19 protein-coding genes are annotated in these 16101 nt (G+C 39.0%); 2 read left to right on the top strand and 17 right to left on the bottom strand.

The features are described 5' to 3' along the window. Positions 1 to 16: 16 nt before the first annotated feature. From DBK98_RS11460 to mutY, 5 genes are all read right to left on the bottom strand, one after another. A complete protein-coding gene (locus tag DBK98_RS11460) occupies positions 17 to 667 on the bottom strand; it encodes a 4'-phosphopantetheinyl transferase superfamily protein (RefSeq protein WP_032536358.1) in 651 nt (216 codons plus the stop codon). A gap of 7 nt (positions 668 to 674) precedes the next feature. Then, entirely contained in the window at positions 675 to 2021 is a 1347-nt protein-coding gene (locus DBK98_RS11455) for a gliding motility-associated protein GldE (RefSeq protein WP_022013013.1), read from the bottom strand. 135 nt (positions 2022 to 2156) lie between these two features. Beyond that, a complete protein-coding gene (locus DBK98_RS11450; protein ID WP_005776338.1) occupies positions 2157 to 2615 on the bottom strand; it encodes a single-stranded DNA-binding protein in 459 nt (152 codons plus the stop codon). Between the two features lie 87 nt (positions 2616 to 2702). Continuing rightward, the gene (locus DBK98_RS11445) at positions 2703 to 4271 is read right to left on the bottom strand and encodes an arylsulfatase (protein ID WP_022013012.1); all 1569 of its coding nucleotides are present in this window, start codon (positions 4269 to 4271) and stop codon (positions 2703 to 2705) included. A gap of 43 nt (positions 4272 to 4314) precedes the next feature. Next, positions 4315 to 5361 (bottom strand): A/G-specific adenine glycosylase, encoded by a 1047-nt coding sequence (mutY, locus tag DBK98_RS11440; protein ID WP_032536340.1) that lies wholly within the window; start codon positions 5359 to 5361, stop codon positions 4315 to 4317. 204 nt (positions 5362 to 5565) lie between these two features. On the opposite strand from mutY, the gene DBK98_RS11435 reads away from it, so the two are divergent. Both DBK98_RS11435 and DBK98_RS11430 read left to right on the top strand, forming a co-directional pair. Continuing rightward, positions 5566 to 5841 (top strand): HU family DNA-binding protein, encoded by a 276-nt coding sequence (locus DBK98_RS11435; RefSeq protein ID WP_005776335.1) that lies wholly within the window; start codon positions 5566 to 5568, stop codon positions 5839 to 5841. Between the two features lie 279 nt (positions 5842 to 6120). Continuing rightward, a complete protein-coding gene (locus tag DBK98_RS11430; RefSeq protein ID WP_032531836.1) occupies positions 6121 to 7695 on the top strand; it encodes an Rne/Rng family ribonuclease in 1575 nt (524 codons plus the stop codon). A 47-nt stretch (positions 7696 to 7742) separates the two neighbouring features. On the opposite strand, the gene DBK98_RS11425 is transcribed toward DBK98_RS11430, so the two are convergent. The 12 genes from DBK98_RS11425 to DBK98_RS11375 all read right to left on the bottom strand — a co-directional run bounded on the left by DBK98_RS11425 (position 7743) and on the right by DBK98_RS11375 (position 16084). Continuing rightward, positions 7743 to 8078, bottom strand: coding sequence for a HipA domain-containing protein (locus DBK98_RS11425; RefSeq protein WP_032536341.1), 336 nt, complete (start codon positions 8076 to 8078; stop codon positions 7743 to 7745). 1 nt (position 8079) lies between these two features. Continuing rightward, positions 8080 to 8406 carry a HipA N-terminal domain-containing protein gene (locus DBK98_RS11420; protein WP_032536342.1) on the bottom strand — a complete coding sequence of 109 codons (327 nt, stop codon included), beginning with the start codon at positions 8404 to 8406 and terminating at the stop codon, positions 8080 to 8082. Further along, entirely contained in the window at positions 8403 to 8618 is a 216-nt protein-coding gene (locus tag DBK98_RS11415; protein WP_032536343.1) for a helix-turn-helix transcriptional regulator, read from the bottom strand. Before DBK98_RS11415 ends, DBK98_RS11420 begins: the two co-directional genes overlap by 4 nt. Positions 8619 to 8802: 184 nt before the next feature. After that, a complete protein-coding gene (locus tag DBK98_RS11410) occupies positions 8803 to 9390 on the bottom strand; it encodes an N-acetylmuramidase family protein (RefSeq protein ID WP_032536344.1) in 588 nt (195 codons plus the stop codon). Positions 9391 to 9392: 2 nt separating this feature from the next. Then, a complete protein-coding gene (locus DBK98_RS11405; protein ID WP_032536345.1) occupies positions 9393 to 10343 on the bottom strand; it encodes a glycosyltransferase family 4 protein in 951 nt (316 codons plus the stop codon). Between the two features lie 115 nt (positions 10344 to 10458). Next, a complete protein-coding gene (locus DBK98_RS11400) occupies positions 10459 to 11355 on the bottom strand; it encodes an NAD(P)-dependent oxidoreductase (protein ID WP_032536359.1) in 897 nt (298 codons plus the stop codon). A gap of 8 nt (positions 11356 to 11363) precedes the next feature. Then, entirely contained in the window at positions 11364 to 12188 is an 825-nt protein-coding gene (locus tag DBK98_RS11395; protein ID WP_022011505.1) for a glycosyltransferase family 2 protein, read from the bottom strand. Between the two features lie 12 nt (positions 12189 to 12200). Further along, positions 12201 to 13256, bottom strand: a complete 1056-nt coding sequence (locus DBK98_RS11390) for a glycosyltransferase family 4 protein (protein WP_234072636.1) — start codon at positions 13254 to 13256, stop codon at positions 12201 to 12203. Continuing rightward, entirely contained in the window at positions 13256 to 14311 is a 1056-nt protein-coding gene (locus DBK98_RS11385; RefSeq protein ID WP_022011503.1) for an EpsG family protein, read from the bottom strand. Before DBK98_RS11385 ends, DBK98_RS11390 begins: the two co-directional genes overlap by 1 nt. Positions 14312 to 14315: 4 nt before the next feature. Beyond that, a complete protein-coding gene (locus DBK98_RS11380; RefSeq protein ID WP_022011502.1) occupies positions 14316 to 15035 on the bottom strand; it encodes a glycosyltransferase family 32 protein in 720 nt (239 codons plus the stop codon). A gap of 15 nt (positions 15036 to 15050) precedes the next feature. Further along, a complete protein-coding gene (locus DBK98_RS23235) occupies positions 15051 to 15386 on the bottom strand; it encodes a hypothetical protein (protein WP_255504358.1) in 336 nt (111 codons plus the stop codon). Then, the gene (locus DBK98_RS11375; RefSeq protein ID WP_255504357.1) at positions 15383 to 16084 is read right to left on the bottom strand and encodes a glycosyltransferase; all 702 of its coding nucleotides are present in this window, start codon (positions 16082 to 16084) and stop codon (positions 15383 to 15385) included. Before DBK98_RS11375 ends, DBK98_RS23235 begins: the two co-directional genes overlap by 4 nt. Positions 16085 to 16101: the final 17 nt, after the last annotated feature.

Here is a 16101-nt window from a genome sequence, read left to right as displayed (position 1 = left end):
TTTACTTCATTGAAAATCAATCATTTTTTCCAAACGAAGACCCCACCTGCCAGGTCATCACAAAATCCGGATGCAGCAAATATCGGATATGGAATTTCATCCGGCGTTCCGTACGATATTCCTCGGCAAAAAATTCTCCGCATTCACATACCTGAAACGGTACTATACGGAGATGCTCCCGGAAATCGACCTCATCCGCATCCATACACTTAAACATCACTTCTTTGGCGGACCAATGTAAAAGCAGCGACCAGGTATCGTCTCCCTGATAAACGGACATCGTTTCATCCTCACGCATATATTTATGTGCAACCTTGTGTACCCGTTGTCCATATTGCTCAATGTCAATACCGACTTCGGATACGGCGCTTAAGATAACCGCCACATATCCGCGGGTATGGGAAATACTAATAAAAAAAGAGGAATCCGCCAAACGGGGTTTACCACTGGGAGCATATTCTATTGACTTTTCTTCCCCCAGCAACCGATAAAGCAATACACGCACAGAAAGCCACTCCAACCGGCGGTGGGGTGAAGAGAAACGCTTTAGCTGCCGTTCGTATTTCTCAGGACCAGGGAGCAAAGCCAAAAGTTCTTCGAGAGATTCATCTGTTTTCCAGATACCCCAACGATAACAGTCCGCCTTATGTTCCGACAACAATGCCATAATGAAATCAGGAAGCAACTTCCGTTGTGGAAGGCTCGTTTATGGTAAACTTCACTTTCAGGATGCGGCGGCTGTCCATCGCCAGAACTTCAAATTCATAATGATGATAAAGTACTTTCTCATGCAGCGCGGGAAACTCCCCTTTGATCTCAAGCAACAGTCCGGCCAGCGTATCGGCATCACCGTCCACCTTCTCAAAATCGTCCTCATTTACCTTAGTAATCTTGTAGAAGTCTGTCAGCTGGGTCTTTGCTTCAAAAACCCAGGTATGATCGTTGATCACTGTATAGGTACGCTCTTCATCATCATACTCATCATGGATTTCTCCAACAATTTCTTCTATAATGTCTTCCATTGTCACTATTCCCGATGTACCTCCGAATTCATCAACGACAATGGCAATATGAATTTTATTTGCCTGGAAGTCACGCAGAAGATCGTCGATCATTTTAGTCTCAGGCACAAAATAGGCGGGACGAATCAATGATTGCCAACGAAAATTATCCCCCTTATTCAGATGGGGCAGCAAGTCCTTGATATAAAGCACTCCTTTGATATTATCGCGTGTACCGGAATAAATAGGGATACGGGAGTAGGCATTATCAATTATGCACTGAAGCACGTCTTTAAACGAAGTACGTATATCAAGATCCACTACATCCAAACGGGAAGTCATAACCTCTTTGGCCGTCTCCCCGCCAAAACGGATAATTCCTTCAAGAATATTGTTTTCTTCCGAAAGTTCGGCTTTATCTGTCAGTTCAAGGGCATGGGAAAGTTCATCAACAGATATATTATGATTTTTCTTGGCGAAGTGTTTATTTAAAAAAGCGGTAGAATGTACCAGTACGGCAGATATCGGTGCAAATACCTTGCGCAGGACGTAGATGACCGGAGCGGAAAAACGGCAGAAAGCCAACGTCTTTTGTGCCGAATAGATCTTAGGCATTATCTCTCCGAAAAGCAACAACAGAAAAGTGAGGATGACTGTCAGTATCAAAAACTCTGCGAGAACCGAATGAAAAACAAAAACATTCATAAAAAAGAAGTTACAGAGCATGATGATGGTCACATTCACAAAATTGTTTGTGATAAGAATGGTTGCCAGCAAACGTTCGGAATCTGCAAGCAGATTGCTGATCTTTCCATCAGAAGGGTGATTACCCTCCTCTATATCATTCAGATCGGAAGGTGAGAGTGAGAAGAAAGCAATTTCGGATGCCGAAGCAAAGCCCGAAGCGAGCAGGAGCAAACCGGCCAGTACTATGGCTATTATTGCTGATAATGATGGTGTGTGTACGGATATTCCGTTAAAAATTTCTGCCAACTGGCATAAATAAGCGTCTGGGTCCAAAATATTGGTTTTAAGTTAATAATAAGCAGCCGCGAGTTAAACTCTGGCTACAAGTTGTTAGTCAAGAGTTATGAACTACAAGTTAAGGTAACAGCCGGATGACAACTATCATCCTTAACTTGTAGTCCGCAACCATTAAAACGGCAGATCGTCTGCCGGATTATCTTGTGAAGATGCCGATTGCTGCGGTTGTTGCGGTTGAGGCCGTACGGGAGCAGCAGCCTGCTGCTGTGACGGAGCATACGATCCGGCACCGGCACCTTTCGGAGTCAGCATTTCCATATTATCTACAAATATCTCGGTAACATAGCGTTTTGCCCCACTCTGGTCATCATAAGAACGAGTTCTTATCTTACCTTCCACATAGAGCTTATCACCTTTATGTACATATTTCTCGGCAGTTTCTGCCAGTCCTCGCCAAAGTACAAGATTGTGCCATTCAGTTCGCTCAGGCACTTGTGTACCATTAGACAAAGTATATGCACGGTCGGTTGTAGCCAAAGGAAAACTGGCCACAGCAATACCCGTATCCAAATATCTCACTTCAGGGTCTTTACCGACATTTCCTATCAATATCACTTTATTTACTGACATATTCTCAGAGTTTTATGTTTCTAAATACCGATTTTTGTTGCCAAAATTAAGTAGAATAACAATAGAATGCAAGAATTGTTACAACTTTTATAAAGCTCTATAAGTTTTATTGCGCACTTTCCTTAAAATCGTTTGCAGTTCAAAGAGCTTTGCCGGGTTCTTCTCTGCAAGGTTTTCTTGTTCATAGACTTTAGTCATGTCATACAATTGAGGGATACTCGAATTGCCGGTTTCGATTTTCGGTCCCCACGTAATCATTTTCGGTCCGTCGTTGGGTTCAATGTATTTCCAGTCCTTGGTACGTACCGACAACGTATGGTTAGAAGCCTGTTCAATCACCCAGGGACGGTCAGTAGAATCTGTTCCGATCCAGTTGCCCAAGCGGTTGAAGCTATCTGGAGCAGCCCCTTTAGGCAGACGCGCATTTACGAGAGAAGCCAGAGAAGCCAACCAGTCGATTTGTGAAACCAATACATCCGAAACCTGCGGCTGTCCGATTTGTTTAGGCCAGCGAACAATTGCCGGTATCCGGGTTCCTCCTTCGAAAGCGCTATATTTATTACCACGAAGCGGGCCGGCAGGACTATGACCGTTTAGCAGCTCTTCGGCACGATCCTGATACCCATCGTCTACAACAGGACCATTGTCACTGGAAAGAATAATCAACGTATTCTCAGAAAGACCGAGTTTGTCAAGTGTTTCCAGGATTTGTCCGACACTCCAGTCAAACTGAACAATGGCGTCCCCCCGGAGTCCCATAGGATTCTTACCACGGAAACGTTCGTGAGGGAAACGGGGAACATGTACATCATTGGTAGCAAAATACATAAAGAAAGGCTCATCTTTATGATCACGAATAAAATCGATAGCATGGCTGGTGATGGAGTCAGCTATGTTTTCATCTTTCCACAGAGCTTTACCTCCCCCTTTCATATAGCCAATACGGCCAATACCATTGACGATAGCCATATCATGACCATGACTGTGCTTCTGGTTATACAACAATTCGGGATGATCTTTTCCCAGAGGTTCACCTTCGAAAGGTTTCCGATAACTAACCTCGATAGGAGCACTCGGATCGTAATTCGCAACCTTTCCGTTCTCGATAAAGACACAAGGTACACGGTCGGCAGTAGCAGCCATGATATAAGAATAATCAAATCCCAGATCGCCCAATGCAGCCGGAAGAGGGGCATTCCAATCCTGTTCGCCGGCTTTGTCTCCCAATCCCAGATGCCATTTTCCAATGGCAGCGGTAGCATATCCGGCATTCTTAAACATATCCGCCATGGTATAATCTTCCGGACGAATAATCATTCCGGCATTTCCCGCGGCAACATCAGTACCGGGACGACGCCAGGCATATTCGCCTGTGAGCATAGAGTAACGTGAGGGAGTACTGGTAGCGGCTGTAGCATGTGCATTGGTGAAGCGGATACCTTCGGAAGCCAAGCGGTTCACATTGGGGGTCTGTACATTTTTGGCACCATAGCATTCAAGGTCGCCATAGCCCAAATCGTCGGCATAAATAAACACAACATTGGGCAATTGCCGTTCGTTTACCTTTTGTTTACTCTTGCCTCCTTTTTGTCCGTTTGCAGCCATTATACAGGCTACCGGAGAAAGACAGGCCAATAATAAATAGGATCGTCTCATAATTTTAGATATTTAATTAGTTTAACACAGTGATAATTTTCAATTAGTTAATGTATTTCTCGATAAAGGCATGTACCAGCCTCGACACCGCATACTGCTCCAATTCATCGGCTTTTATTTTCTGATAAGAAGTAAAAGACTGACTGTTCTCCGGAAGATCAACCATATAGAAATTGGCATAAATCACCCGGTGTGAAAGTACATGTTTCACATCCCTGCAAACCAAACGGACTATAGGGGTCTCTCCCTCCGCAAACATGGCTCTGAATTCAGACAGCGCCGGAAATTCCTCTTCCGAGACAGCTTCGGGAGTTTCAATCAGAGGAAACTCAAACAGATTTTTCCAGATGTCATTGCCCGTTCTTTTATTAATCAAAGTATACGCACCCATACGTACATATATATAATTGAAGTAGCGATTGGTCGTTTTCGTTTTGTGCTGTTTTACCGGAAGTTGTGCCACCATTCCCCCGGCTAATGCCGAGCAGCCGCTTGCCAACGGACAAAACATGCAGTTAGGAGACTGAGGCGAACATTGGATAGCTCCAAAATCCATGATAGCCTGATTATAAAGGGCAGGATTCTTTTTATCCAGCAGTTCATCGGCTACGGCAGCAAAGAGTTTTTTCCCTTCAGTAGAATCTATCGGAGTATCAATGCCCAGATAGCGGGAAAGTACCCGGTACACATTCCCATCGACTACCGCATAAGGCATGTTATAGGCAAAAGAACAGATGGCAGCGGCAGTATAGTCACCTACCCCCTTCAAAGCCCTCACTTCCGAATAGGTTTTAGGAAACACCCCGTTCATACTTTTAGCGGCTGCATGCAAATTGCGTGCACGGGAGTAATAGCCCAGCCCCTGCCAATACTTCATCACTTCGTCTTCATCCGCTTGGGCCAATGTAGCGACATCCGGAAACCGTTTCATAAACCGCATGAAGTAGTCATACCCCTGCACGACACGGGTCTGTTGCAGAATGATCTCCGAAATCCATATCACATAAGGATCCGCGGACTCCCTCCATGGAAGTTCCCTTTTATATTCCTGATACCACTTTTCTATTGTATTGCTGAAGTTAGGATTCATATATTTAGCCAGATTCTACTTTTTGTTAACTTTATCCTTGCACAAAAGTAGTTCTTTTCATCTAATTACGAACTAAGAAAGCTTAATGAAGCGACTTTTTTAGAAAATTGTTCGGGATATATTTTTTTGGGAGACTAAAAAGCTATATATTTGCAGTCCAAAAAATTAGAAAGAACATAGTAATAATATTTTTTTTAAGGAAAAATGACTAAAGCAGATATTGTAAACGAAATTGCAAAGAACACTGGTGTTGACAAAGTAACAGTACTTACAACAGTTGAGGCATTTATGGATGCAGTGAAAGATTCTTTGTCTAAGGACGAGAATGTTTACCTCCGTGGATTTGGTAGCTTCGTCGTAAAGAAAAGAGCTCAAAAAACCGCTCGTAATATTTCTAAGAATACGACTATCATCATTCCGGAACACAACATTCCGGCGTTCAAACCAGCTAAGACATTCACCCTTTCGGTAAAGAAATAATAAACAAGAGTATTAACCCATAAAATTTTGAAGCTATGCCAAGCGGAAAGAAGAAAAAAAGACATAAAATGTCTACGCACAAGCGTAAAAAAAGACTAAGAAAGAACAGACATAAAAGCAAAAAGTAATTTTTAGTCTGAATCTGGACAGAAATAAAGAACAAACTTGTGAAGCAAATGTCTTTCGAGTTTGTTCTTTGTTTAAATGCCCGACTGAATGAACAAACGCATAAAGTTATTCGTTCATTTTTTTATAAAATTAAATAATTAGGAAACAGACGTGACAAGCGAATTAGTAGTAGACGTACAGCCCAAAGAAGTCTCCATCGCCTTACTTGAGGACAAGAGTTTGGTGGAACTTCAAAGCGAAGGAAGAAATATCTCCTTTTCGGTGGGCAATATGTATTTGGGCCGCGTCAAGAAATTGATGCCCGGACTGAATGCTTGCTTCGTGGATGTCGGTTACGAGAAAGATGCTTTCCTTCATTATTTAGACCTGGGTCCTCAATTTAACTCACTCGAAAAGTACGTAAAGCAGACTTTAAGCGACAAAAAAAAGCTTAATCCCATTTCGAAAGCAACCCTGCTTCCCGACCTGGACAAGGATGGCACAGTAGCCAATACATTAAAGGTAGGACAAGAAGTAGTGGTGCAAATTGTAAAAGAGCCTATCTCAACCAAGGGACCGCGCCTGACTTCCGAAATCTCGTTTGCAGGAAGATATCTGGTGCTGATTCCTTTCAACGACAAGGTCTCTGTCTCTCAAAAAATTAAATCGAGCGAAGAACGTGCACGCCTGAAACAACTGCTGATGAGCATCAAGCCGAAAAACTTCGGAGTGATTGTACGCACAGTGGCAGAAGGCAAACGTGTTGCCGAACTCGATGGAGAGCTTAAAGTATTGCTGAAGCACTGGGAAGAAAGTATCACCAAAGTACAAAAGGCCACAAAGTTTCCGACACTTATCTACGAGGAAACAAGCCGTGCCGTAGCTTTGCTGCGTGATCTCTTCAATCCTTCTTTCGAGAACATCCATGTGAACAACGAAGCGGTGTTCAACGAAATCAAGGATTATGTGACGCTGATTGCTCCCGAACGGGCAGGCATCGTCAAGTTGTATAAAGGTCAACTTCCCATTTATGACAATTTCGGTATCACCAAACAGATTAAATCGTCTTTTGGTAAAACAGTATCCTACAAGAGTGGTGCCTACTTGATTATTGAGCACACTGAGGCGCTTCACGTAGTAGACGTGAACAGCGGAAACCGCACCAAGAATGCCAACGGGCAGGAAGGTAACGCACTCGAAGTAAACCTGGGGGCTGCCGACGAACTGGCACGCCAACTGAGGCTAAGGGATATGGGTGGTATCATTGTGGTAGATTTCATTGACATGAATGAAGCCGAAAACCGTCAGAAGCTTTACGAACGTATGTGTGCCAACATGCAAAAAGACAGGGCGCGTCACAACATTCTGCCCTTAAGCAAATTCGGACTGATGCAAATTACGCGTCAACGGGTTCGCCCGGCCATGGACGTGAACACTACAGAAACCTGTCCGACTTGCTTTGGTAAAGGCACCATCAAATCGTCCATCCTCTTTACGGACACACTGGAGAGTAAAATTGATTATCTGGTCAATAAACTGAAGATAAAGAAATTCTCGCTACACATCCACCCGTATGTGGCTGCTTATTTGAATCAGGGACTTATGTCGCTGAAACGCAAATGGCAGATGAAATACGGATTTGGTATTAAAATTATTCCGAGTCAGAAACTCGCTTTTCTTGAATACGTATTCTACGATTCACATGGAGAAGAGATCGATATGAAGGAAGAATTTGAGATTAAATAAAAAGAAAGGCGGCTTGAGAAAAAGTCGCCTTTCTTTTTATTGAGCTATCACTTAATCCTTTTCCAATTTTCATGTATAAGCTCCTTATACCTTTCTTTGGTTGTTTCTTGTATAAAAGAAACATCTATAAACTCTTCCCATTTAGACTGAAGGTGATCAAACTTATTAAAAACATTTTCAATAATCTTATCTTCCAAGCCGGTCGAGTTCATTGCAACAACAAAGTCCGACTTCTTTATTTTCTTCTTCTTCCCATTAAGTGTTAATGCCAATTCCTCAGAATCGGCAGGAAGGACTAACTTCGTTGACAGTAAGTCATAAGCGGGTGTCAGAACATAACTAATAGGTTTCGTACTATATAAAGAAAAGTTCTTCAAATGCATATCAGAATTCCCCGTAATCCAAGAGAAGAGTACTATCTCCTATGCAATCCTTACAACAAGCCAGCAGCAAAGCCATTCTATCCCGACTACTTATCTTCCAACTTTGTTCCGCAATATCAAGCAACCATCCTTCAGGAATTAATCCATTAAAAAAAGGAAACAGCACAGAGCTTGTATAAGGGACATGAGTTATCGGAAGCGTCAGACTAACAGGTCGTCGGTTTCCCTTTGAAATATATTCGTCTGTATAAGTGAAAGAAAAGCCATTTTCATCTTCAATCAAAATACCGGCTAACTGATTGCTAACATAAATTTCAGCCTTTTTCATAACTCTTCTTTTCTAATTGACACTACTCCTACCTGACTACCAAATAAGCTAAGTACCTGATTTACTTTATCCAGCCGGAGAGATTCTTTTCCCTGCTCCAGCTCCCGTACAAAACGCAACCCGACACCTGCCTTCTCTGATAAATCCACTTGCGTAAGCCCTGTTTCCCTACGCATCCGCTTCACATACTCTGCTATTGTTTGATTTCCCATATTATACCCGTTTGGGTACAAATATAATAAAAGACTCCCACTTTTATACCATATCGGGTATAAAAGTGGGAGCAAAGCAGGAATCTATACCCGTTAGGGTATATTTTCACTCATTCTATCTGATTACATCTATGACTTTCCTGATATTTTCATTAGAACCTGCTTTCTCCTATCTATTACATTTCTATTCCTTCGTAAACTTCCGATAAGCCTCTTCCAGTTTTTTATCGTACTGATCTTGGGCATATCCGGGGCCATTATACCTCCTGGCAAACCCGGCCCAGTCTTTCTGCTCCAGACAGGACTGTAGCTTAGCAAATTTCACAAACCTCGCAAAAGCTTCCAGTTGCTTATCTTTTCCGACACACATATCTTTCACCATTTCCTCCACACTGCCATACCCGCACATCGCATAGTTAAAGCCCATCACTTGGAACATTCCCCATGAAGTGGAAGCGTCAGCAGCTTCTTTATGTATTTCCCGGGCCTTTTCCAGACGTTCATACTCTCTTATCCCGCCATAATAATGCCCCTTCTCCCATTTAGGATAAAGAATATTTTCATTGCCCGCAATATGCCTCTCCGGATTAAGTCCCCGCTTCTTGAGTTCACGCCAAAAGATGTGACCTTCGAATAAGATCACCGGTCGTCCCGGAGCCACAAAGCCCCCACGCCCACCGGTCTCAACTGCCTGTATGGCTTTTACCACTGCCACTTCAACGCCAAGCAGATCCGCCACACGCTGAAAATCATTCTCTATTAAGTTTCCCATGATTAATTAGATTTATGCAAATAAAAAAATCTCTTCATAAACAGGAGGTACAGCAGGCTCAACACCAATATGCTCCCTGATAAATACCCATATCTATATTCCCGCAATGCCAAATACCCTGCCACAACTACAGCTTGTACCAACATATAGGTCAGTGACACTACCACGTGTGGTATCTTCAGTTCATTAGCCATTATCTGATACAAATGTTTCCGGTGAGGCAAACCAATATTTTCATGCAACATCAATCGATGGACAATAGTCAGCACACTATCTACTCCATATACTGCCAGAAGCACAATCCAACTAAAATCTTCCGTATCGATTATCAGCTTACCGATTAAAAACAGAATAATAAAAGCAATACTGACCGCCCCCACATCACCGGCAAAGCATTTTGCCCTCTTACGGAAATTAAAGAAATTAAAGACCAGCACCGCACACAGCATGGTATAAATCAAACCCGGTTCAACGAACGAAACAACCCAATGATTGATAAACGCCAAAGCTCCAAGTACAACCAGCGAATATCCCCCCGTGATTCCATTAATTCCATCCATAAAATTATAGGCATTGATAATCCCTGTACATACGATCAAAGCCACAACTACAGTCCACCAGGGAAGAGCAAACAACTCCCACTGATAGAACATTAAGCCCATCGCCGTAAAATGAAAAACAAGACGAAGTCCTTGTGACATGGAGCGGATATCATCTACAAAACTGATCACCGTCACCAGAGTGAGAGCCAACATAAACCAAGGATACTCAAACTGATTTGTCAGAAAATAAGCCAATGCACCAAAGTAGAAAATAATTCCTCCACCTCTCAGCGTGATCCGGGTATGCGAACTCCGTTCGTTCGGTTTGTCGATAATATTATATTTATCGGCAATATGGAAATAAAAAAGTTCTACTAAGAATAGCAGAACTAATATTATCAGATAATACATAAGTTATTCGTTCTTTTTAATGAAATAAAACAAGAATTGAAGTCCTAAAAAGGCAAAAAAAATCCCTATTAAAATTCCTATAATCCAAAGAAAAATTTCCATTTAGAGCACCTCCTTATTCTATCCGAAAATTTTTCAGAACATTCATAGGCTTCCATCCAAGCTCCCGCATTGCCTTTTCATTACTAAAAGTCAAAGAGTGCGTGATCTTACGAAGTTTTAAACTGTTTATTGGAGCCTTTTCCCCGAGACAATCACCAAAAACGGCCATACTCTTAGCAAACCAATAAGGAATAGACAAAGGTAACTTCTTATTCAATTGTTTGCATATCACCATCTCCAGTTCACGAAAACTCGGCTGATAACTGTCACAAACATTATATATCCCTCCCTTTTCAATCAATAGAGGAACAAGGTTAGCTATATCCTGAACCATCAGAACACTTTTCCGGGCCTTTCCTCCGGCAATACTCAAATACTTACCACTCTTAATCCCATGGATCATTGCTCCTAAATTTCCCGGAGGGTTAGGACCGGCAATTAAAGAAGGACGAAGTATACTCAATTTCACATTATACATGGCACACCATCCTTCCAAATATTTCTCCGCCTCAATCTTACTCAGAGCATAAGGAGTTGTTCCATTCAAAGGATATTCTTCCGTGATATTCTCACCCGAATCACAACCATAAACAGCAACAGTACTAATAAAAATGAATGACTTCGGAATGCCACTTTGTTCCAAAGCAGTACACAAATTCTTAGTACCTTGAAAGTTCACATCAAAAAAAAGTCGTTTCTCTGCTTCTGTCTTAGACAAAGAGTGTGCTTTTCCTGCAACATGCAATATAACATCATATTTTCCGGTCAACTTAGGAATCTCTGCTGCTAAATTCACTATATAATCATCCTGAGAAGTTAGTCCTATAGTTTCTACTGAATACTTTTTCTTCAATAATGGAAGTACATTATGCCCCAAGAAGCCAGAAGCACCTGTAAAAAGAAGATTCATTCTATCTATCATTGCTTTCTAATATATTGTTGCTTCACTGTTATATTTATTATACTTCTTTCTTTATCAAAGAACCAGCCCCATTTGTTTAAATAATAAATGGCAGCTTTTACATGTATCCACAATAAACGTAAACTTTTATGAGATCCTTTCTCAAAATGATGAGTTATAGTTATTTGAGGATAATACATCGTTTTGTATTTCCGATAAATACGCCTATTCAAATCTGTATCTTCTCCATACATAAAAATACCTTCATCAAACACGCCAATTTCTTCTATCACAGACTTCCGAAGAAACATAAAACAGCCTGATAAATAAGGAATATTCATTTCTCTATCATAATCCGCAAACTTCATTTCAAAATTATAGTCAATTCTGTTTTTGATGCTTTTAATAGGAAGAAACATACGAACTATCCAATCTTTTGGCGTAGGAAGAAGTTTACATAAATATTGCAATTCCCCATTAGGATAAATAATCTTAGGCATTACATTTCCCACATCCGGCTTACCCTCCATGTAATCATATAACTTCTCCAAAGTCCCTTCCTCAAATGATATATCCGGGTTTAGTATTAAATGATATTTTCCCATCTTTTCAGGATCTCTCAATATAACATTGTGTCCGGCTCCAAAGCCATTATTCGAATTCATAAAAATATACTCTACCCGAGGATCATGAGAAATATCCTTTAAATAATTTGTGGGAGAGTTATCAATAATATATAACCGTACTTCTATCTTTGTATTCAAAAAGCTATTGATAGCTTTCAATAAAATAGAATCAGGATTCTTATATGTAACAATAGTAGCTGTAATCTTATCTAGCATATCAATAAAACACTAAGAATTGAGTGAGTGAATATAAAGTTCCAAATATTTATCAGTCATTGAATTAACTGTCAGATTTTTTATATAATAATCATAAATACGATTTGCTAATTCTTCTCTATTTCGGGTAGCAACATGAATAGCAGACACTAATGAATCGATGTTATCTAATTTATAAAAAAGAACTTCCCGTTCAGTCATAATCGATTTAAAAATTGAAATATCAGATAAAATAGATGGAACTCCATATCCAGCAGCTTCAATTAGGGCCAACGGAAAACCCTCAGAGCGAGAACACATCACAAACAAATCAAACAAAGATTGATAAGATGTTGCATCTTCACGATACCCTACCCAATAGCAGCGTTCTGAAACAGATAGTTCTTTCGCCAATATTTTAATGTTTTCAAGTTCACTGCCATCTCCAACCACAACAAATGCATAATTCGGTAACAAAACTAACGCACGTATCATCTGCTCGATCCCTTTCCGTTTTATTATTCGAGATACAGTTCCCACAATAATATACTTTTGCTTCAGTTTCCTTATTTCTTCCAAATCCTTTTCATTAGAGACAGCACTAGGAATTATATCTCTTCCATTATGAATTATATGTAAATGTTCTTTAGAAACTTTAGATAACTGTTGATATGTATCTTCATTCAAAACTACCAATTCATTAAAAGCCCTCAGTGCAAACTTCCATAAAAAAGAACCAATTAGAGAATGGACAAGAGGATAGTCTATTTTTAATGCTCGATATGAAATCGGATTATGCAAAGTCGATATGAAACGAGTTCGATGTTTTTTCCTGGAAAATAACGTATGAAGCCTAATATATAAATCTGGACGAAACATGTGACTATGTATAATATCCCAATTAGAAAAATCAAATCTTTTCATATTTGTAATTCTCTCTATAGAACAAGGCATATCCAATTCAACAATATCATCAAAATAAAAAACTTGGCAAACATGTCCCTTACGAACTAATCCGGTACATAAATCTTTTGCTACAATATTGGGTCCCGTATTCGATAAATTCGGGAGAAACATGGCTATTTTCATTAAAAATAAAATTGATATGGTGATATTTTATCAGGACTAATATTCAACGACAACATGGTATATGTCACAACTATAAGTATTGAAACAAAAAACCATTTCGTTCTTTTAGAAAGTAGTATGGTCAGATAAGAGACTAAAACCGGTTCAACGCAAAGTAACACTCCAGACATACGCCCGCCTATAATAGCAAAATCATTAAAAAGCATCAACCAGCAGACTCCAAGTATATAAGCATACAATAAAGGGGAAAAATAGGGACTAATATTTTTCATTTTATCATGGAAATATAAAAGTATTATACCAACTATTAAGCTTTTAATAGCATTTATATTAGTAAAAATACCTAAAGCGGCAGCATACTCACTATCCCCATAAGCTATATATGCACCAAGACGCGCATCAACACCTACAGCCAATAATTTTATAAATTGTCCTAATGGACAAATAAGACCCACTGCAAAGCATATAAACAAAGTCCGTTTTAATGTTTTCAACGATGGTTGATACTTATACACAAGCCCAACAAGCGCCCAAACAATCACAGAAAAATGTATGGAAAGAGCTAACAACCAAAATAACCAAAAAGACTTATACTTTCGATTAAATAAAAAGCGAATGCTATACAAACAAATTGCACTTGCCAAACCTCCTCTTATCTGTATCATCTCTTTAAGAACATACAGATGAACAAAATAGTAGAGCACACAAATTAAAAAAAATGGCGAATATTTTTTAAAGGAGTTCAGGTTAAATGCGACAGACGTACCTGCTACTACTACGAACATCAATATAGGGCTTTTACTAAAAATGGAAAGAAAAAGACAAATTAAATTAAAGCCAATATCAGCAGAACCTTCTCCGGAACCATTTGCAATATTTTTATAAAAATCAAAATAGGAATTCCAATCCGCATTATTATATCTCAATCCTGCAAATAATGTCAAAAGCAGCCATACACCTGATAATAACAAGCTCCTCTGTTTACGCTTTACAGATTGTGATTCGACCAATGACAAAAAAGCCAAAAAAGTAAATATAGCATAATATGGCAGCATCCAGCTAATATTTTCTATAAATCTTATTATACATTTTGTAAACAAAAGGAACTTTTGCTATCAGCAAGTAAACATAGCGTTTCAATCGAGATGTATTACTCATCCAACTTCCTGCATAATGATGTATAGAATATGTATTGGATGTTATCTTAAGCTTCCCGGTTTCTAACGATTTAGGCGAAAAGAAATCAATTGGATATACTATAAAATCATGGATATTTTGCAATTCACCATTCAGGACTAATCCTTCTGAAACCAATTCTTCTGTCATATAACTGACTACAGTTTTTTCATTTAACAACCCATTTTGATTAATGAAATGACGTTCATGATAACTATTCATCAATTTTTTCATCAAAGAGCATCCTTTTTCCGCTCCCAAAATAAGCCCCGGAGCAACCCTATCCTTTGATTCAAAACCTGAAAAAGAATGATGTTTTAAAAAAGGATTCAATGATTTCAATATTTCTACATCTGTGTCAAGGTAAATTCCTCCATTATGATATAATATATAGAACCGAGCATAATCGCTAACAAATGCCCATTTTCCCTTATCAGCTGCTTCCTTTGTATATGGAATAGAGTTTACTGGAAAATTAGATTCATTCCATTCTATTATTTCATAATCCGGAAGATATTTATTCCATGATTCTAAACATTTAATAGCAAGTGGTGGCAAAGGTTTACCACCAAACCAACAATAATGAATTGTTTTAGGTATCATAACAAGACGAAAAAACTATTTTCTTACAAATCGAACAATAACAATAAATATGTATTGGAAAATATAAGGAGTAAAAGAAATCAACCAATACAAAAAGTTTTCTATTCTTTTTCTTGGCATTTTAAATATTTGTTTTATACTTACAGGATATGACATAAAATGCTGAATGGCATTCCGCGAAGAACCATTTTTACACCTCATAAAGAATTTAGAAAGTATATTCATATCTGCTCCAGGAACATTTAAACAACACACTTCATAAGCATATCTAAAGCTTTCACGCATTACTATACATAATAATGAGGAATGTATATCATCAAAAGCATATTGATTAAGTAAACTTTTCTTCATTTTATCAATCTCAATATACTGTGAAGTTTTCCTTTTTTTTCTTCCGTATAAAAATAAAAGTCAGTAATAGAATTTTCTATTTTATAGTAGTAGTATGTGATTTTAGATACAGAAATACACTTTTGGGTGACTAACATTATTTGAAAAAAAAACCATGCGTCTTCATTTAAATGATTAGGCACACATTTTATTTCATTTTTTCGTAAGAAATCAACTCTATACAATTTATTCCAAGTAGTTATCGGTACAAAATGACCTTTCAACATGCTATCAACCAAACAATACCGTCCATCATACTGATGATCCATACACGAAAAATCAACAGATTCCAATGCTCGTGTCGATACTGCAGAATAAGATCCCACTACCCAATCTACATCTTTATCTAATATTGCATTATATAAAGTTTGTATGCAATGGTCTATTATCTCATCATCACTATCCATAAAAAAAACATACTCTCCTCTTGCTTCTTTAATAGCTGTATTTCTAGTTGCCCCTAAGCCTTGATTTACGCCATGATCTATTATACGTACATATTCTCCCCGCGGATGATTTGCTATTATATTGCTAATAATATCTATGCTTTTATCCGTTCCCTTATCATCTATTACCAGATACTCAATACTCTCAAAAGTCTGATTTAGTGCTGATAACAAAGCCCTCTCTATATACTTTTCAACATTGTAAACAGGCATAGCCAATGTTACTTTAC

This window comes from Bacteroides sp. PHL 2737, assembly GCF_004115325.2.
GTDB classification, from domain to species: domain Bacteria; phylum Bacteroidota; class Bacteroidia; order Bacteroidales; family Bacteroidaceae; genus Bacteroides; species Bacteroides hominis.
Note: the sequence above shows the minus strand (reverse complement) of the source record. Positions and strands in the feature narration are given on the sequence as shown.

Coding starts and splice junctions, on each gene's coding strand:
- DBK98_RS11405 (WP_032536345.1), bottom strand. CDS start 10,343: ATGTATTATCTGATAATATTAGTTCTGCTATTCTTAGTAGAACTTTTT.
- mutY (WP_032536340.1), bottom strand. CDS start 5,361: ATGAATCCTAACTTCAGCAATACAATAGAAAAGTGGTATCAGGAATAT.
- DBK98_RS11375 (WP_255504357.1), bottom strand. CDS start 16,084: ATGCCTGTTTACAATGTTGAAAAGTATATAGAGAGGGCTTTGTTATCA.
- DBK98_RS23235 (WP_255504358.1), bottom strand. CDS start 15,386: ATGAAGAAAAGTTTACTTAATCAATATGCTTTTGATGATATACATTCC.
- DBK98_RS11380 (WP_022011502.1), bottom strand. CDS start 15,035: ATGATACCTAAAACAATTCATTATTGTTGGTTTGGTGGTAAACCTTTG.
- DBK98_RS11390 (WP_234072636.1), bottom strand. CDS start 13,256: ATGAAAATAGCCATGTTTCTCCCGAATTTATCGAATACGGGACCCAAT.
- DBK98_RS11395 (WP_022011505.1), bottom strand. CDS start 12,188: ATGCTAGATAAGATTACAGCTACTATTGTTACATATAAGAATCCTGAT.
- DBK98_RS11425 (WP_032536341.1), bottom strand. CDS start 8,078: ATGCATTTGAAGAACTTTTCTTTATATAGTACGAAACCTATTAGTTAT.
- DBK98_RS11450 (WP_005776338.1), bottom strand. CDS start 2,615: ATGTCAGTAAATAAAGTGATATTGATAGGAAATGTCGGTAAAGACCCT.
- DBK98_RS11435 (WP_005776335.1), top strand. CDS start 5,566: ATGACTAAAGCAGATATTGTAAACGAAATTGCAAAGAACACTGGTGTT.
- DBK98_RS11400 (WP_032536359.1), bottom strand. CDS start 11,355: ATGAATCTTCTTTTTACAGGTGCTTCTGGCTTCTTGGGGCATAATGTA.
- DBK98_RS11460 (WP_032536358.1), bottom strand. CDS start 667: ATGGCATTGTTGTCGGAACATAAGGCGGACTGTTATCGTTGGGGTATC.
- DBK98_RS11415 (WP_032536343.1), bottom strand. CDS start 8,618: ATGGGAAATCAAACAATAGCAGAGTATGTGAAGCGGATGCGTAGGGAA.
- DBK98_RS11445 (WP_022013012.1), bottom strand. CDS start 4,271: ATGAGACGATCCTATTTATTATTGGCCTGTCTTTCTCCGGTAGCCTGT.
- DBK98_RS11420 (WP_032536342.1), bottom strand. CDS start 8,406: ATGAAAAAGGCTGAAATTTATGTTAGCAATCAGTTAGCCGGTATTTTG.
- DBK98_RS11385 (WP_022011503.1), bottom strand. CDS start 14,311: ATGCTGCCATATTATGCTATATTTACTTTTTTGGCTTTTTTGTCATTG.
- DBK98_RS11410 (WP_032536344.1), bottom strand. CDS start 9,390: ATGGGAAACTTAATAGAGAATGATTTTCAGCGTGTGGCGGATCTGCTT.